Here is a 16,953-nt window from a genome sequence, read left to right on the forward strand (position 1 = left end):
ACGCCTGACCGAAACGGCAGCGTTGCTCAGCGATAAGCGGCTGCAATGCGATGATTAAGAATGCTGGCGTTTTCCCTTCCTGCCATGCCAGACTTCTCACCTCACAATTTTCGGGGGCCCCTTATGAAACGAGAACTCGCCATTGAATTTTCACGCGTAACGGAAGCCGCGGCGCTGGCTGGCTATAAATGGCTGGGACGCGGCGACAAGAACGCGGCAGACGGCGCGGCGGTGCACGCCATGCGTATTATGCTCAACAACGTGGATATTGACGGGAAAATCGTGATTGGCGAGGGAGAGATCGATGAAGCTCCCATGCTTTATATCGGTGAAAAGGTCGGTAGCGGCCAGGGAGACGCGGTGGATATCGCGGTGGATCCCATCGAAGGCACGCGTATGACCGCGATGGGCCAGGCCAATGCGCTGGCCGTGCTGGCCGTCGGCGACCGGGGCACCTTCCTGAACGCGCCGGATATGTATATGGAAAAGCTGATTGTCGGGCCTGGTGCGAAAGGCGCGATCGACCTTGCTTTACCGCTGGAAGAGAACCTGAAAAATATCGCTGCGGCGCTGCAGAAGCCGCTGCGCGACCTTACCGTCACTATTCTGGCTAAACCGCGTCACGATGCCGTAATCGCCTCCCTTCAGCAACTGGGCGTTCGCATTTTCGCTATTCCGGATGGCGACGTTGCCGCCTCGATTCTGACCTGCATGCCGGACAGTGAAGTTGATGTGCTCTATGGCATTGGCGGCGCGCCGGAGGGTGTGGTTTCCGCTGCCGTTATCCGCGCGATGGATGGCGATATGCAGGGCAGATTGCTGGCACGCCATCTGGTCAAAGGTGACTCACCCGAAAACCGCAAGATTGGCGAGCAGGAGCTGGCACGCTGTCAGCAAATGGGGATTGAAGCGGGTAAAGTGCTGCAGCTGGCCGAGATGGCGAAAAACGACAATGTCATTTTCTCAGCAACCGGCATTACCAGCGGCGACCTGCTGAAAGGGATAACCCGTCAGGGCAATATGGCCACCAGCGAAACGCTGCTGGTCCGGGGCAAGTCGCGCACAATCCGCCGCATTCAGTCCATACATTACCTGGATCGCAAGGATGAGAGCCTGCATCCTTTTATTTTGTAAAGCACCGTTCAGGCCAGCCCTCTGGCTGGCCTCTGCACAGTATGAGCGGCAGGCACCGCTTATACCGCATGCGGCTCCGGGCGCCGGGAAAGCGGCAGCCAGCAGAGTAGTATCAGCAGCGCCATGCCGAACATCAGCATGCCAAGGCTGAACTGCCCGTTCTGCGGCAGCAGCGCTGACAGCCACGCCGCAAGACCCGACCCCAGATTTTGCAACCCTCCCAGCAGCGCGCCGGCCGAGCCCGCCACGTAGGGCCAGGGCTCCATCGCGCCCGTTGTCGCCAGCGGAAACAGCATTCCGGCGCCAAAGAAAAACAGCGCGGCGGGGACAATCAGCGTCCAGATAGACATGACGCCAAACCAGGCGGGGATCCACATCAACGCACCAGCCAGCAGGCAACTGTTCACCGCCCACCACATCAGCTGGGGAAAAGGCCGGTTTTCATGGCCGGCAAACCAGGCGCCAAAGAAGGCCGCTGGCACCGGCAGAATAAACAGCAGGCTGACGGTAAGGCTGTTCAGGCCAAGTACGCCGCCCATCAGGACGCCGCAGCTTGCTTCAAAGACCGCGATACCGCCGAGCGCGCCCATCAGCATAATCAGGTAACGAATAAATGTGCTGTCCGCCAGCAGTGGACGGTAGCGTGAAAAAAGCGCCCGCTTTTCCACTGGCGCAGGACGGGTTTCCGGTAGCCAGACTAGCATCGCGATGCTGACGGCCAGGCAAAGTACCAGCAAAAAGGCGAAGCAGGCATGCCAGCCAAACAGATGCGTCAGCACCGCGCCGACGATCGGCGCCACCAGCGGGCTGACCAGAATGCCCATGTTCAGCAGGCTATTCGCCTGACGCAGCGCGCCGCCCGCATAGAGATCGCGCGGCATGGTACGGGCCATCACGCCGGCTACGCCGGTGCCCAGGCCCTGAACCGCGCTGCCTGCGACCAGCCCGCCGAAAGTCGGCGCACAGAGCGCAATCAGCGTACCGATAATAAAAATGCTCAATCCCGCCAGAATTACCGGACGGCGGCCAATCGTATCCGAGAGCGGTCCATAGAGTAGCTGAGAGCTGCCATAGGTGATGAGATAAGCGGCCATGACGCGCTGCACCGCACCGTCGCGCACGCTGAACGCTTCGGCAATGGTTGTCATGGCGGGAACATAAATGGTTTGTGCCATTTGTCCGACAGCGACCAGCGCAATCAGCAGGATCAGCAGATACCCGTTTTCGATTTTTTTCATTTTCTTCAGCACAATAAGCGGCCAGAATCCAATTCAGAAATTGAATTGACCAGTAAACCAGAGTTGTTGGCGTGAAAAATATCAGGAACCTGTGACAAAGCGAGCGCTGGCCCTGAAATAGCCGGGCGGCAGGTGTCAGCGTTTACGGGCAACGCCGTAAATCAAACTGTACGTTATAGTAGAAGGATCGCCTGGCGCATTTGTCGATACGAGCTTTGTCCCCGCCAGAGACTGGAAAAAAGGGCGCCCAGTGGCGAAGATACACTTTCAACGCTACCCGCCCCACAACGACTAAGGAGTTGTTTATGGCCGAATGGGTAAATGCCAGAGTCAAAAAAGTGGATAACTGGACAGAGAGCTTGTTCAGCCTGACGGTTACCGCGCCCATCGCCCCTTTTACCGCCGGTCAGTTTGCCAAACTGGCGCTGGAGATCGACGGTGAGCGCGTACAACGTGCCTATTCCTATGTGAATGCGCCATCCGACGAAAATCTGGAGTTCTATCTGGTGACAGTTCCCGAAGGGAAACTCAGCCCGCGCCTGCATGCGTTAATGCCAGGCCAGGAAGTGATGATCACCAAAGAAGCCTCGGGCTTCTTCATACTGGATGAGATCCCGGAATGCGAGACGCTGTGGATGCTGGCAACCGGCACGGCAATCGGCCCCTATCTTTCCATTCTTCAGGAGGGGAAAGGGCTGGAACGGTTTAAAAATGTGGTACTGGTGCATGCGGCACGCTACGCCCAGGATCTGAGCTATCTGCCGCTGATGCAGGCGCTTCAGCAGCGCTTTAATGGCCAGTTGCGGATTCAGACCGTGGTCAGCCGCGAAGAGGCACCAGGATCGCTGACGGGACGGGTGCCCGCGCTTATCGCCAGCGGAGAGCTGGAGCGCGCCGTAGGGTTAACGATGGACGCGGAGAGTAGCCATATCATGCTGTGCGGCAATCCTCAGATGGTGCGTGATACGCAGCAGTTGCTTAAGGATACCCGTGAGATGCGTAAACACCTGAAGCGCAAACCCGGCCATATGACCAGCGAGCATTACTGGTAACAGGTCATTTCACCGCAGGGCTGTCACATCTCAGGCGACTCTGCGGCCGGTATAGTTCACCGGCTGCGGCGCTTTCCCAAAACGATTGTCACCCGCCGTGCCGCGAAATACGCCAAGCTCCAGAAAGAGCGTGACCAGAATCAGCGCCGGAATAAAGCGACCCGGTACCCACTGCCAGCTGGCGGGCAGCATATCCCAGTTACCGGCCAGCAGCATCCAGGCAACGATAAGTAACAGGCCCCAGTAACCTGCTTTATTCCGGTCATGTAGCCGTTTCACCACGACGGCGCTGGTCGGCCACAGCAGGCAAACCACGCCAAAGGCGGCATTTTGCGTACTCAGCCAGCCGTTTGCCGCCAGGGTAAAAAGCAGCGTCATCAGTAACAGCCAGAGCGTCAGCCAGATCCAGAGATCGCGTCGCTTCAGTCTGCCACGGTAAGAGAAACACCACGCTTGCAGGGTCATTTTTTATCCCTCAGGAAAGCCGCAGGCTTTGACTTTGTCGGTCATTGTCCGTTCTAATCTTCTGCTGAATGGAGCGATCAGGGCGAATTATATGAAAAAAACGATCTTTACAGGCCTGTTGCTGCTGGTACAGGCGACGGCCTGGGCCAGCGAACCTTCACCTCAGTCCCGCGCTGAGCAATTGCCAACTGCGCCCTATCTGCTGGCAGAATCGCCCACTTTTGATATGACAATCGGTCAGTTTCGCGAAAAATATAATGCCATGAATCCGGCATTACAGATTGCTGATTATCGCGCTGTCGACAGTCGCGGCGATAAAAGTAATTTGACCCGAGCCGCCAGCAAGATCAATGAAAATCTGTACACATCCACCGCACTGGAACATGGAACCGGTAAAATCAAAACGTTACAGGTTACCTGGCTTCCGGTTCCCGGACCTGAGGCGAAGGCGGCACGGGATAAAGCCCGCGCCTATATGGCCGCGCTGATGCGTTTCTTTCAATCCGATCTTGATGAAGAGCAGAGTCTGAAACGCATTGATGAACTGCTGAAGCAAGGTAAAGGCGCGCGTTATTTTACCCAGACGGTCGGGGCCTTGCGTTATGTGGTCGCAGACAACGGTGATAAAGGTCTGACCTTTGCCGTTGAGCCAGTGAAACTGTCGCTCGCCGCCGACTGAGCCGCCGCTAAAGATGACGAAAAGCAAAGCCTTTCGGGGTTTTGATCTCTATACTGTCTGGCAGACAACGCTGCTACGGCAGGGTAATTTAACAGAATCGCGCTAAGCGTGGAGGATAAGATGCGACATCCGTTAGTCATGGGTAACTGGAAACTGAACGGCAGTAAAACTCTGGTCAAAGAGCTGATTGCCGGTCTGCGCGATGAGCTGAGCACTGTTGATGGTTGTGGCGTAGCCATCGCCCCACCGGTGATGTATCTGGATCTGGCAAAACACGCCGCTTCCGGCAGCCACATCGCTCTGGGCGCGCAGAACGTGGACGTGAATCTGTCCGGCGCGTTCACTGGCGAGGTCTCAGCAGAGATGCTGAAAGATCTGGGCGCGAAGTACATCATTATCGGCCATTCAGAGCGTCGTACTTACCACAAAGAGAGCGATGAGCTGATCGCGAAGAAATTCGCCGTGGTAAAAAATGCAGGCCTGGTGCCGGTGCTGTGCATCGGTGAAACCGAAGCGGAAAATGAAGCCGGTAAAACCGAAGAAGTCTGCGCACGTCAGATTGATGCGGTGCTGACCACTCAGGGTGCGGAAGCGTTTAAGGATGTGGTTATCGCCTATGAGCCCGTCTGGGCTATCGGTACCGGTAAATCCGCCACGCCAGCCCAGGCTCAGGCCGTGCACAAGTTTATCCGTGACCACATTGCGAAGCAGGATGCAGCCGTGGCTGAACAGGTCATTATCCAGTACGGCGGTTCCGTGAACGATAAAAATGCCGCTGAGCTGTTCGCCCAGCCGGACATCGACGGTGCGCTGGTGGGCGGCGCCTCGCTGAAGGCAGATGCCTTCGCGGTGATTGTGAAAGCTGCCGCCGCGGCGAAAAACGCCTGATGCCCTATCCTGCCCCGTCCCGGGGCAGGATTTCACTCCTCCTGCCGGTTTTCCACACCCGATACCACAGCTTCGCCGCGCTTTTCCTGCACAACGCCCTCTGACGTCTATGCTTTTATCAGACTTTACTTCTGAGGAGGAGCACGATGGACACGACTTTGTCACCACCACTTTCCGACCAGGAACTCGCCCTGATTGACCGCTACTGGCGTGCCGCCAACTACCTTTCCGTTGGCCAAATCTACCTAATGGATAACCCTCTGCTGCGTCAGCCTCTGCAGCCTGAACATATCAAACCGCGCCTGCTCGGCCACTGGGGCACCACCCCCGGCCTGAATTTTATCTATGCCCATCTCAACCGCATTATCCGCCAGCGCGACCTGAATCTGCTCTATATCTGTGGGCCAGGCCATGGCGGACCGGGCATGGTGGCGAATACCTGGCTTGAAGGTAGCTACAGTGAAATTTATCCCCCCATCAGCGAAGATGCGGAGGGTATGCAGAAATTATTTAAGCAGTTCTCTTTCCCCGGCGGCATTCCCAGCCATGCCGCTCCGGAAACACCGGGCTCTATCCATGAAGGCGGCGAACTGGGTTACTCGCTGGTGCACGCTTTTGGTGCCGCCTTCGATCATCCGGATCTGATCGTACCCTGCGTGATCGGCGATGGCGAAGCTGAAACCGGCCCGCTGGCCGCCAGCTGGCACGGCACAAAATTCCTGAATGCGGCACGCGATGGCGCTGTCCTGCCCATACTGCACCTCAACGGCTATAAGATTGCCAATCCAACGCTGCTCGGTCGTGCCAGCAACAGTGATTTGCAGCAGCTCTTTAGCGGGTACGGTTACGAACCTTTATTTGTGGAAGGTGAAGATCCGCAGCTCATGCACCGGCAGATGGCGGAAGTGCTGGATAAAGCCTTTGACCGCATCCGTCATTTCCAGCAGGAAGCCAGGCGTGGTGAGGCGAACAGCAGCGTGCCGCGCTGGCCAATGATCGTGTTGCGCAGCCCGAAAGGCTGGACCGGTCCCAAAACGGTTGATGGTAAAAAAGTGGAGGGGTTCTGGCGCGCGCATCAGGTGCCGGTATCCGCATGCCGCGAGAACGAAGAACACCGCCGCATTCTCGAAAACTGGCTGAAAAGCTATCGTCCTGAAGATCTCTTTGATGAGGCGGGCAGGCTGCAACCCGAGCTGAAGGCGCTGGCACCACAAGGCGATAAGCGGATGGGCGCCAGCCCTTATGCTAATGGCGGACGACTGCGTAAGGAACTGAACGTTCCGGACATTCGTCAGTTTGCCGTGGAGGTGAAAAACCCCGGCGACACGCAGGAGCAATCAACGGCAGTCCTTGCCAGCTATCTCAGCGCCATTTTCAGCCAGAACCCTGACAATTTCCGCCTGTTCGGTCCGGATGAAACCGCCTCCAACCGCCTGAGTAAAGTGTTTGACGTTACCAGCCGTACCTGGATGGAAGCGATCCGTTCTTATGATGAACAGCTGGCGCCCGACGGCAGAGTGATGGAAATCCTCAGCGAACATCAGTGTCAGGGCTGGCTCGAAGGCTATCTGCTGACCGGCAGACACGGCCTTTTTACCTGCTATGAAGCTTTTATCCACATTATCGACTCCATGTTTAACCAGCATGCGAAATGGCTGAAGGTGACGCGCGATCTGCCATGGCGCGAGCCCATTTCATCACTGAACTATCTGCTTTCCTCCCATGTCTGGCGTCAGGATCACAATGGGTACAGCCATCAGGATCCCGGCTTTATCGATCATGTTGCCAATAAGAAAGCTGATATTGTGCGCATTTATCTGCCCCCCGATGCGAATACGCTGCTGTGGGTGGGCGATCACTGTTTGCGGACCTGGAACCGTATCAATGTGATTATCGCCGGTAAGCAGCCCGAGCCGCAGTGGCTGAGTATGGATGAGGCCATTAAGCACTGCGAAACCGGGATGGGTATCTGGCCCTGGGCCGGTAATGAGCAACCGGGAATGCCTCCCGACGTGGTGATGGCCTGTGCGGGAGACGTGCCCACGATGGAGACGCTCGCAGCGGTAGATTTGCTGCATCAGTTGCTGCCAGCGCTGAGCGTCCGCGTAGTTAACGTTGTTGACCTGCTGGCGTTGCAAACTGCAGATCAGCATCCTCACGGGCTGAGTGAAGAGAAATTTGACGCAATATTCACGCAGGATAAGCCGGTTATCTTTGCCTTCCACGGCTACCCAACGCTGATCCACCGGCTGACCTATCAGCGCACTAATCATGCAAATTTCCATGTGCGCGGCTTCAATGAGGAAGGCACCACCACCACGCCGTTTGATATGACCGTGCTAAATGAGCTGGATCGCTACCATCTCGCTCAGGAAGCGATTTTGCGGGTACCCGGCCTGCAGGAAACCGCAGCCGACGTGCTGGATGTGCTGGAAGAAAAACTGGCGGCTCACCATGCCTACGTCCGGGAAAACGGCGAAGACCTGCCTGAAGTGCAGAACTGGAAGTGGCCATCGCAGGCGAGCGAAGGTGACGCGCCGGAGTAACGCTGACAGCAAAGCCAGCGGACAGGAACTGGAAGTAAAACCGCCCGCGCCGGTAAGGGCGCGAGCGGTTCTGTAAGGGACGATGCGTTACATCTTCAGGTGGCAGGGTTTGTTCCCGGCACTTTGACAATGATCTCAGGCGGCCTGAGGCCGCCCGTTTCAGCCTTACCCTAATGCCTCAGTCAGCATCCAGAGCGTGGTGACGACCAGAGAGAGCGCCATCACTGTATTGAATAAACGCAGCTTCCATGCCTCCTGCAAATGCCGGCCCAGCCGGTCACCCAGCGCGGCCCATATCAGAATACAGGGCAGATTAAGCACCATAAAACCTACCATTACCACCAGAATGCCGCTATCAGCGGTGTACATCAGCGCCACGTTCGTCGCCATCAGCCAGGCCTTTGGGTTGACGGCCTGGAACAGCGCCCCGCCTGCCAGGGTCATAGGGCGTGCTTTCTCCTGCAGTTCCGGCGCGCCGGCGCGAAAGATTTTCCAGGAGAGCCAGATCAGGTAGCCGCAGCCCAGTAAGGTAAGCGGTATTCTGACAGCACTCACCCACTGTAACAGAACCTCCAGCAACATCCCGGCGATGGCTGTCTGGATGGCACAGCCCACCATAATTCCCATTAACATCGGCAGCGTTCTGCGCATTCCAAAATTCACGCCTGACGTGGCCAGCATTAAGTTATTGGGTCCTGGCGTTATCGACATTACGGTTACATAACTGAAAAATGAGGGGTCAAGCATCGTCAGATGTCCTGTCATTGAAAGAGAACACCATCCTAAGCGCGAAAACCTGATGGTAACAGATTCAGAAGAAAGCTATTGTTATGGGTACAATCATAACTATTTCTCTACTGTACCCATCACCAGGCGAGGCCATTGTGTCCATCATTGACGCTCCTGAAAACACGCTTTACCACCAGTTGGCGGAAACGCTGGCCGCCGCCATCCACTGCGGCACATTTCCGCCTGGCAGTCGCCTGCCGGCCATCCGCCGCTGTGCCAGTAATCACCAGGTCAGCGTGAATACCGTACTGTCAGCCTATCGCATACTGGAAGACCGTGGCCTGATCGAAGCCCGTCCCCAGTCGGGGTATTATGTGCGGGGCGTACTGCCATCGGTGAAGGCGCATAAGGAACATGGTGCGAAAGTACGCTCGCCAGGAAGTGAGAAACTGGATTTGATCGATGCCGTTTTTGCTGCGCAGAATCATCCGGACTACACCAATATCTCCCTGGCTTGCCCGCAGAACAGTGATTTTTTCCCGACGGCAAAAATCAACCGAATCATGGCGTCTCTGCTGCGAAAAGAACCCGCACTGACGGGCCGTTACGCGCTTCCGCCTGGCAGCGAGCGTCTGCGCCGGGAGGTGGCCCGGCGCGCAATGGATCTCGGAATGACGCTGAGGGCTGAGGAGATCACGCTGACGCATGGCTGTATGGAAGCGCTCCAGCTGGCCCTGCGCGCCGTGACCCGTCCCGGCGACTGCGTCGGGCTGGAGACGCCTACTTACTTTTATCTTTTCCCGCTGCTGGCCAGCCTGGGCCTGAGCATTATTGAAATCCCGACCGATCCAGAGCACGGCATGTCGCTGGACGCCCTGGAGCTGCTGTTACAGGAGCAGCGACTACAGGCCATCATCGCCATGCCAACCGTGCAGAACCCGATGGGCTTCAGTATGAAGCTGGAGGATAAAAAACGGCTGGCGAAACTGGTTAACCATTATCAGGTCCCCCTGCTTGAGGATGGCCTGTATGGCGAGCTCCAGTTTTGCTGGCCGCTCTCCCCCGCCGTTAAAGCTTTCGATCGGGAAGGATGGGTAATTTACTGCACCAGCTTTACCAAAACCCTGACGCCGGACTTTCACATCGGCTGGATGGCAGCGGGGCGTTTTAGTGAAAGCCTGGCGAGGCTGAAAGCGGTCTCTTCTCTGGCCGAATCACGGCTGCTTTCAGAAACGATTGGCCACTTTCTGGCTTCCGGCGGCTACGATCATCACCTTCGCTCGCTTCGCCGCCGCTATGCGGCACAGCTTGACGAAGCGCGTGGCATTATTGCCCGCCATTTTCCCAGGGGTACCCGCGCCACGCTGCCCAGCGGCGGCTTTGTTTTCTGGGTAGAGCTACCGGGAGACGTTGACAGCGTTGCGCTGTTTCACCGTTTGCTTCTGGAGAAGATCTGCCTGACGCCGGGCGCGCTATACACGCTCAGCGATCGCTGCCGCAGTGCGCTTCGGCTCTCCTGCTGCTACCCCTTTGACGAACGTTATACCTATGCACTGAAGCGCACCGGCGCGCTGGCCTGTGAAATGAGTGGCATAGCCGCGGGCATGACATAAGCGTCAGGGCGTGCCGTTTCTTCCCCAGGCGGCATAGCCTTTACGCAGGGTCAGCCGTTCATAGTAGGCCCGTACGGCAGGCAGATCAGCATGCTCCAGCGGCGTTTCATACCAGCGGTTTACCGACAGGCCAATGGGAATATCCGCCAGAGAAAATGCGCTGCCGGCAACGTAAGCCCCGGTACTTTCCAGCTGCCGGTTAAGGATACTCATCGTATACGACCAGCCTTTACAGGCTGCTGCCAGCAGGCGGGGATCCTGATGGGCCGGAGAATGCCGGACCAGCGACATAAACGCATAGCGCCAGGCGGTGTTAAGTTCGGTCGCCTGCCAGTCGATCCACTGATCGACACGCGCCCGCTCACGGGGATTGAACGGATAGAGCCAGTTTCCCTGATGAGCATTGGCCAGATAACGAATAATGGTGTTGGATTCCCACAGCACAAAATCGTCTTCCCGGATAACAGGGATCATTGCGTTGGGGTTGAGTTTTTTAAACGCCGCCGCCTGAGGCGACTGGAACCCTTCGCCCCACTCTTCGCGCTCAAAGGCGATATTCAGCTCATCGCAGGCCCAGAGCACTTTTCTGACGTTAATTGACGAGGCGCGTCCCAGTATTTTCAACATGATATTGTTACCCTCAAACAAATATTTTCAGAAGGGCTTTAACTATGACGCAGTTACGCGCTTTTAAACAGGTTGATGTGTTTACCTCTTCCCCCCTCGGCGGCAACCCACTTGCCGTGATTATGGAGGGTGCAGGCCTCTCAGATGAGCAGATGAAGGCGATCGCCCGCTGGACTAACTTGTCAGAAACGACCTTTGTTCTGCCGCCCGAAAACCCACAGGCGGACTATCGGGTAAGGATCTTCACGCCTGATACCGAGTTCCCTTTTGCGGGACATCCGACGCTCGGCACGGCTCACGCCCTGCTTGAAAGCGGCATCGCGCTTAAAACACCAGGGCAAATTGTGCAGGAGTGTGGGCTTGGTCTGGTAACGGTAAAACGCTTTGACGATGGCGCACTGGCTTTTGCGGCACCGGAAGCCGTACTGACCGAATTCAGCGATGCCCCGATCAGCGCCGCACTGAACAGTGAAGCGATCGAAACGCAACTGCCGGTCACCGTGGCTGACATGGGAATCCGCTGGCTGCTGGTGCCGATGAAGTCAGCCGACGCCGTGCTGGCGATTAACCCTGACGTGGTGGAGTTTGAACGCCTGATGCGCAAGGCCAGAGTGGATGGGGTGATGCCCTTCGGCCCGCTGGATGGTGTTGCTGAACGCTACGAAGTGCGCGGCCTGCTGACTGAGCGGGGCTCGCTGGTGGAAGATCCGGTTACCGGCAGCGCCAATGCCTGCCTTGCCCGCTATTTTCAGGCTCAGGGCGTGGAGCTGGACTACCGCGTTCGTCAGGGAACGGCAATTGCGCGTGCGGGCCGGCTGAGCGTCACCTACGCGGCTGACGGCCTCTGGATCGGCGGCCAAACGCTGACGGTGATTGAGGGCACGCTGCGGCTCTGATAGCCTAAAGGGCACCCGGCCAGGTGCCCTTTGCGTCAGGCTACAGGAACATTCCGCCAGAAGCTTCAATACGCTGGCCGTTGATCCAGCCGCTGCGATCGCTGAGGATCTGCGCGATCGCATCGCCAATGTCATCCGGCTTGCCTGCCCGGCCCAGTGCCGTCTGTGAAGCAATGAAAGCGTTAATTTCCGGGTTATCGCGTACCCTGCCGCCGCTGAAATCCGTTTCAATTGCCCCCGGCGCCAGAATATTGACGCTAATACCCCGTGCGCCAAGCTCTTTCGCCTGATAGCGGGTCAGCACTTCCATCGCCCCTTTTACCGCTGCGTAAGCACTGGAACCGGGCAGGCTGAAGCGGGCCAGGCCGCTGGAAATATTCAGTATCCGTCCGCCGTCAGCCATCAGCGGCAGCAGCGTTTGGGTCAGAAAAAACGGCCCCCTGAAATGGATATTGACCATCTCATCAAACTGCGCTTCCGTTGTCTCCATAAAACTGGCGTGAAGCGCCGTGCCTGCATTGTTTACTAAATAATCAAAGGTGTCGCGTTGCCAGATTGTACTGAGCTGTTTTTTTACCGCGTCAGCAAATTCCGCAAAACCACTGCTGTCAGCAACATCCAGTTGCAGCGCCACGGCACGGGTGCCAGTCGCCTCAATTCGCCTCACAACCGCCAGCGCTTCCTGCTGCTGGCTTCGCCATGTCAGAATGATACCAACCCCTTCCTTTGCTAGTTTTAACGCCGCATTTTCACCTAATCCTCTGCTACCGCCGGTGATCACCGCAATTTTCGAGTTCATTTTTCTTTGCCTCTGGTTATCTGTAGACAAAAAAAGCATATTACCTTCACTCCGGGCTATAAACTGCCTTGCAGACGCTTCACTGTTTCATTACTAACAACAATGGGCGAATTAATGGATAAAATTCACGCGATGCGGGTTTTTATCAGGGTGGCTGAGCTGACAAGTTTTACGCAGGCTGCCGATGACCTGGGCCTGCCGAAAGGCAGCCTTTCCCGTCAGATTCAGGCACTGGAAAATGCATTAGGCACCCGGCTACTTCAGCGCACCACCCGCCGGGTACAGCTTACTCAAGACGGACAAATCTACTTTGAGCGCTGTCGTGACGTTCTGGCCACGCTGGAGGAGATGGAATCGCTGTTTCAGCATGAGCCGGCAACGCTGAGCGGGCGTCTGCGTGTGGATATGCCGGTCAATCTTGCCAGTGATTATATTATTCCCCAGCTCCCTGCTTTTCTTCAGCAGTATCCCGGCATTGAACTGGAACTGAGCAGCAGCGACAGGCGGGTCGATGTGATACGTGAAGGGTTTGACTGCGTTGTCCGCATAGGCGCACTGGAAGATTCGGGACTGATAGCGCGGCCGCTGGGGCAACTGAGGCAGATTAACTGCGCCAGTCCCGGCTATATTGAACGTTTTGGTACGCCGCAATCGCTGGACGATCTCTCTCACCATGCGATGGTGCATTATGGTCAGCAACTGGGCACACAAACGCCTGGCTTTGCGTTTTTTGACGGGAAAAAATACCATACTCTCAAAACCGGCGGCGCATTAACGGTTAACAGTACGGCATCTTATCGTGCGGCCTGTCTGGCGGGTCTGGGAATTATTCAGGTGCCGGAAATCGGGGTGAAGGCGGCCCTCAGCGAAAAAAAACTGGTCGAAATCCTGCCACATTTCCGGGCCGGGCCGCTGCCGGTATCGTTACTTTATCCCCACCGCCGTAACCTGGCACGCCGCGTACATGTGTTTATGGAATGGCTGACGCAAGCACTGAGAGGCTACGTTGCCTGAGCAGCGGCTATAATCTTAGCCATGCCAATATTCACCAGGGAACTGACAAGAAGGGTTCATGAAGGAAAACCAACCAGCAGAAAGCCAGCGTGATGAAGAAAAACCGCTGATTAATTTCAAGACCGGAAACGCTACCGTTGATAAATCGATCACGCGAGTGTCACGTTTTATCAGCTGGTTTCAGTCTATCCATACCGTTGCTCACTTTATCCGGGCCGGCGAACGCTTCACCGATCGCCTGGGAAGCCAGTTTGGCGCGGCCATTACCTATTTTTCGTTTCTGTCTCTGATCCCAATCCTGATGGTTTCGTTTGCAGGTGTAGGCTTTTTGCTGGCGTCGAATCAGGATTTGCTGACTGAACTGATCAATAAGATCGTCAACAACATCAGCGATCCGACGCTGGCAAACACGCTGAAAAATACTGTTAACACAGCTATTGAGCAGCGTACCACCGTGGGCCTGACCGGTTTAGCTATTGCGCTCTATTCAGGCATAAGCTGGATGGGCAACCTGCGGGAAGCGATACGGGCCCAGTTTCGCGACGTCTGGGAGCGTAACAAGCAGGATCAGGAGAAGATCTACTTTAAATATACCCGTGACCTTATCTCGCTGATGGGTCTGGTGCTGGCGCTGATCGTGACGCTTTCGCTGACCTCCATTGCGGGCGCGGCACAGGCGGCTATCGTTCGTGCGCTGGGTCTGGAAGGAATCGAGTGGCTGCGGCCCGCCATGACGCTGATAGCCCTTTCGATCTCAATCTTTGCTAACTATCTGCTTTTTTTGTGGATTTTCTGGATACTTCCGCGCCATAAGCCACGTAAAAAAGCGCTGTTGCGCGGTACGTTACTGGCGGCGATCGGCTTTGAAGTGATTAAGTTTATTATGACTCTGACGCTGCCGAAGCTGGCTTCTTCACCGTCTGGTGCCGCTTTCGGCTCAGTGCTTGGGCTGATGGCCTTTTTCTACTTCTTCGCCCGCCTGACGCTGTTTTGTGCTGCCTGGATCGCGACAGCGAAGTATAAAGACGATAAACCTATCGAAGCGGGTCACACAAGGTCGTGATCGTTGATCTCAGGAGGGGCAGCGCGTTTGCCCCTCCTGACAGCAGACTTTTTGCCTGCCCGGTGAGTGAGGGAGACGCCAGGGTGAAGAAATTGTCGATTGTTAAGACAGCCCATGCTTTATCCCAGCCAGATAAGGGGCGTAGCACGGCCAGCGGGCATTGTCGGAAAAGTTAAGAGGCGGCGTTGAGTAACTGACAGCGGTGATCCTGAAGCTCCTCTGCCGACGCCGGGTTAAGCAGGAGCAAATTGCGCTTTACGACCATCAACGCGCGGCGGTCATTAGATAGGGCCGCTACGGCGAAGCTATATTTTCCCATCTCATCCCGCGCGCCTGGCAGTTCGTTAGCGATGCGCACAAAAGGACTCATGCGTTTGATTTCGTCACGGGTAACCGCCCTGACTTGATAGACATTATCGCCTAACTCTACCGACTGCCATTCGGCGCTCAAGGAGCTGTCCAGACCGTCCAGCCGCTGACGGATATCGGCCCTCAGGCAGGAGATATGAATATGCAGCTGATTTTGCGTTCTGCCCGTTTGCGAGTTCACGCTAAGTGCAACAGCGCTGTCGTTGATCTTTCTGCCCCACCGCTGCGCCATGAAATGGCGGGCACGCCAGGCTTCAGCGACAAAGTTAGAGGTATAAGGATTGAGGAGCTCAGGGCTTTCAATACCGGTAATTTTCTCAACCGGCAGCAGCAAGTACTGTAGCGGGCCGTTGCGATCTTTCAGCACCACATAGCCGTTATGCAGATCCACCATTCGACAGGGCGTGGGGTCGTTGTGATGAAGCTGGTTAGGCACACACTTCTCACTGACGATATTCCATAACGCGTCAGATCGCTGTTTATAATCGAGCGCCACCGAGCCACAACCGGTCACAATAAGGCCCGCCAGTGCTACCGTAATCAGGATCCGCCTTCGTCCCTGCATAATCTCAACCTCAGGTCATCATTTGCGCATAATGTAAACGAAGCAAAGATGAAGATCATGCTAAATCAGCGCAGAAGCCCGCCTTTTTACCTCTGCTCATGCCATTTTCATGAATTATCCCAAATTTCGACACTGTAACCGGCAGCAGGGCCTGTTGCAGGTTCAGCTGACCCGCAGAGAGACTAGCGTTTCATTGCCTGGTCGTAGGTGCCGCCATCGGCGAAATGGGTTTTTTGTGCCGCTGCCCAGCCGCCGAACTTCGGATCGTCAATGGAGAAGAGTTTTACCGGCGCAAACTTATCCGCATACTTTTTCAATACGGCCGCATCGCGGGGACGATAATAGTTTTGGGCAGCAATTTCCTGTCCTTCCGGTGAGTAAAGGTATTTTAAATATTCATCGGCCACTTGACGGGTGCCACGATCGTCCACCACTTTATCCACCAGCGAAACGGTGGGTTCAGCCAGGATAGATTCGCCTGGGGTGACGATTTCAAACTGATCTTTCCCCAGCTTGTTGACCGCCAGATAGGCTTCGTTTTCCCAGGCGAGCAGCACATCGCCAATACCACGTTCAACAAAAGTGTTTGTCGCGCCCCGCGCGCCGGAGTCCTGGACTTCGACGTTTTTGAATAACGCTTTGATATAGGCGAGAGCCTTAGCGTTATCGCCCTGATTTTGATCCAGCGCCCAGCCCCAGGCAGCCAGATAATTCCAGCGCGCACCGCCGGATGTTTTGGGATTCGGCGTAATGACGGAAACACCCGGCTTGATGAGGTCCTGCCAGTCATGGATCTGCTTCGGATTGCCTTTGCGGACCAGGAAAACGATGGTGGAGGTGTAAGGTGCCGAATTATGCGGAAGACGCGTTATCCACTGTTTATCGATACGTCCGCGCCCGGCAATGGCATCGACATCTGAGGCCAGCGCCAGCGTAACCACATCGGCACGGATCCCGTTAATCACCGAAGTGGCCTGCTTACCGGAGCCGCCATGTGACTGGCGGATCACCACGTTATCCCCGGTTTCCTGCTTATAATGCGTGCTGAACGCTTTATTGTACTGCTCGTAAAGTTCACGAGTAGGGTCGTAAGAGACATTCAGTAGCTGAATGTCCTTCGCCAGAACGCTGGTAGAAACCAGTAATAGCGTCAATCCTGCCTGCCACTTTTTCATCGCCTGCTCTCCTTAAAAATTGCGTTGGAGGGAGCGTGACACAAAGAGCACAGCGAATTAAAGAATAAAAAAAATTCCTTAATAACCTACAGGAATATAAC

At 55.9% G+C, this 16,953-nt stretch carries 16 protein-coding genes; 9 read left to right on the plus strand and 7 right to left on the minus strand.

All coding sequences use genetic code 11. The annotated features are described in order from the left end of the window. Positions 1–123 precede the first annotated feature (123 nt). Positions 124–1,134, plus strand: a complete 1,011-nt coding sequence (glpX, locus tag EA20_RS0107130) for a class II fructose-bisphosphatase (RefSeq protein ID WP_024966165.1) — start codon at positions 124–126, stop codon at positions 1,132–1,134. Positions 1,135–1,193: 59 nt separating this feature from the next. On the opposite strand, the gene emrD is transcribed toward glpX, so the two are convergent. Next, the gene (gene emrD, locus EA20_RS0107135) at positions 1,194–2,372 is read right to left on the minus strand and encodes a multidrug efflux MFS transporter EmrD (RefSeq protein ID WP_024966166.1); all 1,179 of its coding nucleotides are present in this window, start codon (positions 2,370–2,372) and stop codon (positions 1,194–1,196) included. 305 nt (positions 2,373–2,677) lie between these two features. On the opposite strand from emrD, the gene fpr reads away from it, so the two are divergent. Continuing rightward, positions 2,678–3,424 (plus strand): ferredoxin--NADP(+) reductase, encoded by a 747-nt coding sequence (gene fpr, locus EA20_RS0107140; RefSeq protein WP_024966167.1) that lies wholly within the window; start codon positions 2,678–2,680, stop codon positions 3,422–3,424. 30 nt (positions 3,425–3,454) lie between these two features. Here the strand turns inward: fpr and EA20_RS0107145 are convergent, their stop codons facing one another. Continuing rightward, on the minus strand, positions 3,455–3,889 hold the full coding sequence (locus tag EA20_RS0107145) for a DUF805 domain-containing protein (RefSeq protein WP_024966168.1): 435 nt from the start codon (positions 3,887–3,889) through the stop codon (positions 3,455–3,457). A 91-nt stretch (positions 3,890–3,980) separates the two neighbouring features. Between EA20_RS0107145 and EA20_RS0107150 the strand changes: the two genes are divergently transcribed. The 3 genes from EA20_RS0107150 to EA20_RS0107160 all read left to right on the plus strand — a co-directional run bounded on the left by EA20_RS0107150 (position 3,981) and on the right by EA20_RS0107160 (position 8,002). Next, a complete protein-coding gene (locus EA20_RS0107150) occupies positions 3,981–4,568 on the plus strand; it encodes a DUF1454 family protein (RefSeq protein WP_024966169.1) in 588 nt (195 codons plus the stop codon). Between the two features lie 120 nt (positions 4,569–4,688). Then, complete coding sequence (tpiA, locus tag EA20_RS0107155) at positions 4,689–5,456, plus strand: triose-phosphate isomerase (RefSeq protein ID WP_024966170.1); 768 nt, start codon at positions 4,689–4,691, stop codon at positions 5,454–5,456. Between the two features lie 146 nt (positions 5,457–5,602). Next, on the plus strand, positions 5,603–8,002 hold the full coding sequence (locus EA20_RS0107160) for a phosphoketolase (RefSeq protein WP_024966171.1): 2,400 nt from the start codon (positions 5,603–5,605) through the stop codon (positions 8,000–8,002). 165 nt (positions 8,003–8,167) lie between these two features. Here the strand turns inward: EA20_RS0107160 and EA20_RS0107165 are convergent, their stop codons facing one another. Beyond that, positions 8,168–8,749 carry a LysE family translocator gene (locus EA20_RS0107165; protein ID WP_024966172.1) on the minus strand — a complete coding sequence of 194 codons (582 nt, stop codon included), beginning with the start codon at positions 8,747–8,749 and terminating at the stop codon, positions 8,168–8,170. A 137-nt stretch (positions 8,750–8,886) separates the two neighbouring features. On the opposite strand from EA20_RS0107165, the gene EA20_RS0107170 reads away from it, so the two are divergent. Further along, positions 8,887–10,344 (plus strand): PLP-dependent aminotransferase family protein, encoded by a 1,458-nt coding sequence (locus EA20_RS0107170; RefSeq protein WP_024966173.1) that lies wholly within the window; start codon positions 8,887–8,889, stop codon positions 10,342–10,344. 3 nt (positions 10,345–10,347) lie between these two features. Here the strand turns inward: EA20_RS0107170 and EA20_RS0107175 are convergent, their stop codons facing one another. After that, on the minus strand, positions 10,348–10,971 hold the full coding sequence (locus tag EA20_RS0107175; protein ID WP_024966174.1) for a glutathione S-transferase family protein: 624 nt from the start codon (positions 10,969–10,971) through the stop codon (positions 10,348–10,350). Between the two features lie 44 nt (positions 10,972–11,015). On the opposite strand from EA20_RS0107175, the gene EA20_RS0107180 reads away from it, so the two are divergent. Next, positions 11,016–11,867, plus strand: a complete 852-nt coding sequence (locus tag EA20_RS0107180) for a PhzF family phenazine biosynthesis protein (RefSeq protein ID WP_024966175.1) — start codon at positions 11,016–11,018, stop codon at positions 11,865–11,867. Positions 11,868–11,907: 40 nt separating this feature from the next. On the opposite strand, the gene EA20_RS0107185 is transcribed toward EA20_RS0107180, so the two are convergent. Beyond that, complete coding sequence (locus EA20_RS0107185; RefSeq protein ID WP_024966176.1) at positions 11,908–12,666, minus strand: SDR family NAD(P)-dependent oxidoreductase; 759 nt, start codon at positions 12,664–12,666, stop codon at positions 11,908–11,910. A 114-nt stretch (positions 12,667–12,780) separates the two neighbouring features. Between EA20_RS0107185 and EA20_RS0107190 the strand changes: the two genes are divergently transcribed. Beyond that, positions 12,781–13,680, plus strand: coding sequence for a LysR family transcriptional regulator (locus EA20_RS0107190; RefSeq protein WP_024966177.1), 900 nt, complete (start codon positions 12,781–12,783; stop codon positions 13,678–13,680). A gap of 58 nt (positions 13,681–13,738) precedes the next feature. Continuing rightward, positions 13,739–14,743, plus strand: coding sequence for an inner membrane protein YhjD (yhjD, locus tag EA20_RS0107195; RefSeq protein WP_024966178.1), 1,005 nt, complete (start codon positions 13,739–13,741; stop codon positions 14,741–14,743). Between the two features lie 172 nt (positions 14,744–14,915). On the opposite strand, the gene EA20_RS0107200 is transcribed toward yhjD, so the two are convergent. Both EA20_RS0107200 and EA20_RS0107205 read right to left on the minus strand, forming a co-directional pair. After that, complete coding sequence (locus EA20_RS0107200; protein WP_024966179.1) at positions 14,916–15,677, minus strand: CDP-diacylglycerol diphosphatase; 762 nt, start codon at positions 15,675–15,677, stop codon at positions 14,916–14,918. A 182-nt stretch (positions 15,678–15,859) separates the two neighbouring features. Further along, positions 15,860–16,852 (minus strand): sulfate ABC transporter substrate-binding protein, encoded by a 993-nt coding sequence (locus EA20_RS0107205; protein ID WP_024966180.1) that lies wholly within the window; start codon positions 16,850–16,852, stop codon positions 15,860–15,862. Positions 16,853–16,953 lie beyond the last annotated feature (101 nt).

The organism is Pantoea sp. IMH, assembly GCF_000599885.1.
GTDB lineage: Bacteria > Pseudomonadota > Gammaproteobacteria > Enterobacterales > Enterobacteriaceae > Erwinia.

Bases quoted from the DNA above. Each gene is read 5' to 3' on its own strand.
- glpX (WP_024966165.1), top strand. From the start codon at position 124: ATGAAACGAGAACTCGCCATTGAATTTTCACGCGTAACGGAAGCCGCG.
- emrD (WP_024966166.1), bottom strand. From the start codon at position 2,372: ATGAAAAAAATCGAAAACGGGTATCTGCTGATCCTGCTGATTGCGCTG.
- fpr (WP_024966167.1), top strand. From the start codon at position 2,678: ATGGCCGAATGGGTAAATGCCAGAGTCAAAAAAGTGGATAACTGGACA.
- EA20_RS0107145 (WP_024966168.1), bottom strand. From the start codon at position 3,889: ATGACCCTGCAAGCGTGGTGTTTCTCTTACCGTGGCAGACTGAAGCGA.
- EA20_RS0107150 (WP_024966169.1), top strand. From the start codon at position 3,981: ATGAAAAAAACGATCTTTACAGGCCTGTTGCTGCTGGTACAGGCGACG.
- tpiA (WP_024966170.1), top strand. From the start codon at position 4,689: ATGCGACATCCGTTAGTCATGGGTAACTGGAAACTGAACGGCAGTAAA.
- EA20_RS0107160 (WP_024966171.1), top strand. From the start codon at position 5,603: ATGGACACGACTTTGTCACCACCACTTTCCGACCAGGAACTCGCCCTG.
- EA20_RS0107165 (WP_024966172.1), bottom strand. From the start codon at position 8,749: ATGCTTGACCCCTCATTTTTCAGTTATGTAACCGTAATGTCGATAACG.
- EA20_RS0107175 (WP_024966174.1), bottom strand. From the start codon at position 10,971: ATGTTGAAAATACTGGGACGCGCCTCGTCAATTAACGTCAGAAAAGTG.
- EA20_RS0107180 (WP_024966175.1), top strand. From the start codon at position 11,016: ATGACGCAGTTACGCGCTTTTAAACAGGTTGATGTGTTTACCTCTTCC.
- EA20_RS0107185 (WP_024966176.1), bottom strand. From the start codon at position 12,666: ATGAACTCGAAAATTGCGGTGATCACCGGCGGTAGCAGAGGATTAGGT.
- EA20_RS0107190 (WP_024966177.1), top strand. From the start codon at position 12,781: ATGGATAAAATTCACGCGATGCGGGTTTTTATCAGGGTGGCTGAGCTG.
- yhjD (WP_024966178.1), top strand. From the start codon at position 13,739: ATGAAGGAAAACCAACCAGCAGAAAGCCAGCGTGATGAAGAAAAACCG.
- EA20_RS0107200 (WP_024966179.1), bottom strand. From the start codon at position 15,677: ATGCAGGGACGAAGGCGGATCCTGATTACGGTAGCACTGGCGGGCCTT.
- EA20_RS0107205 (WP_024966180.1), bottom strand. From the start codon at position 16,852: ATGAAAAAGTGGCAGGCAGGATTGACGCTATTACTGGTTTCTACCAGC.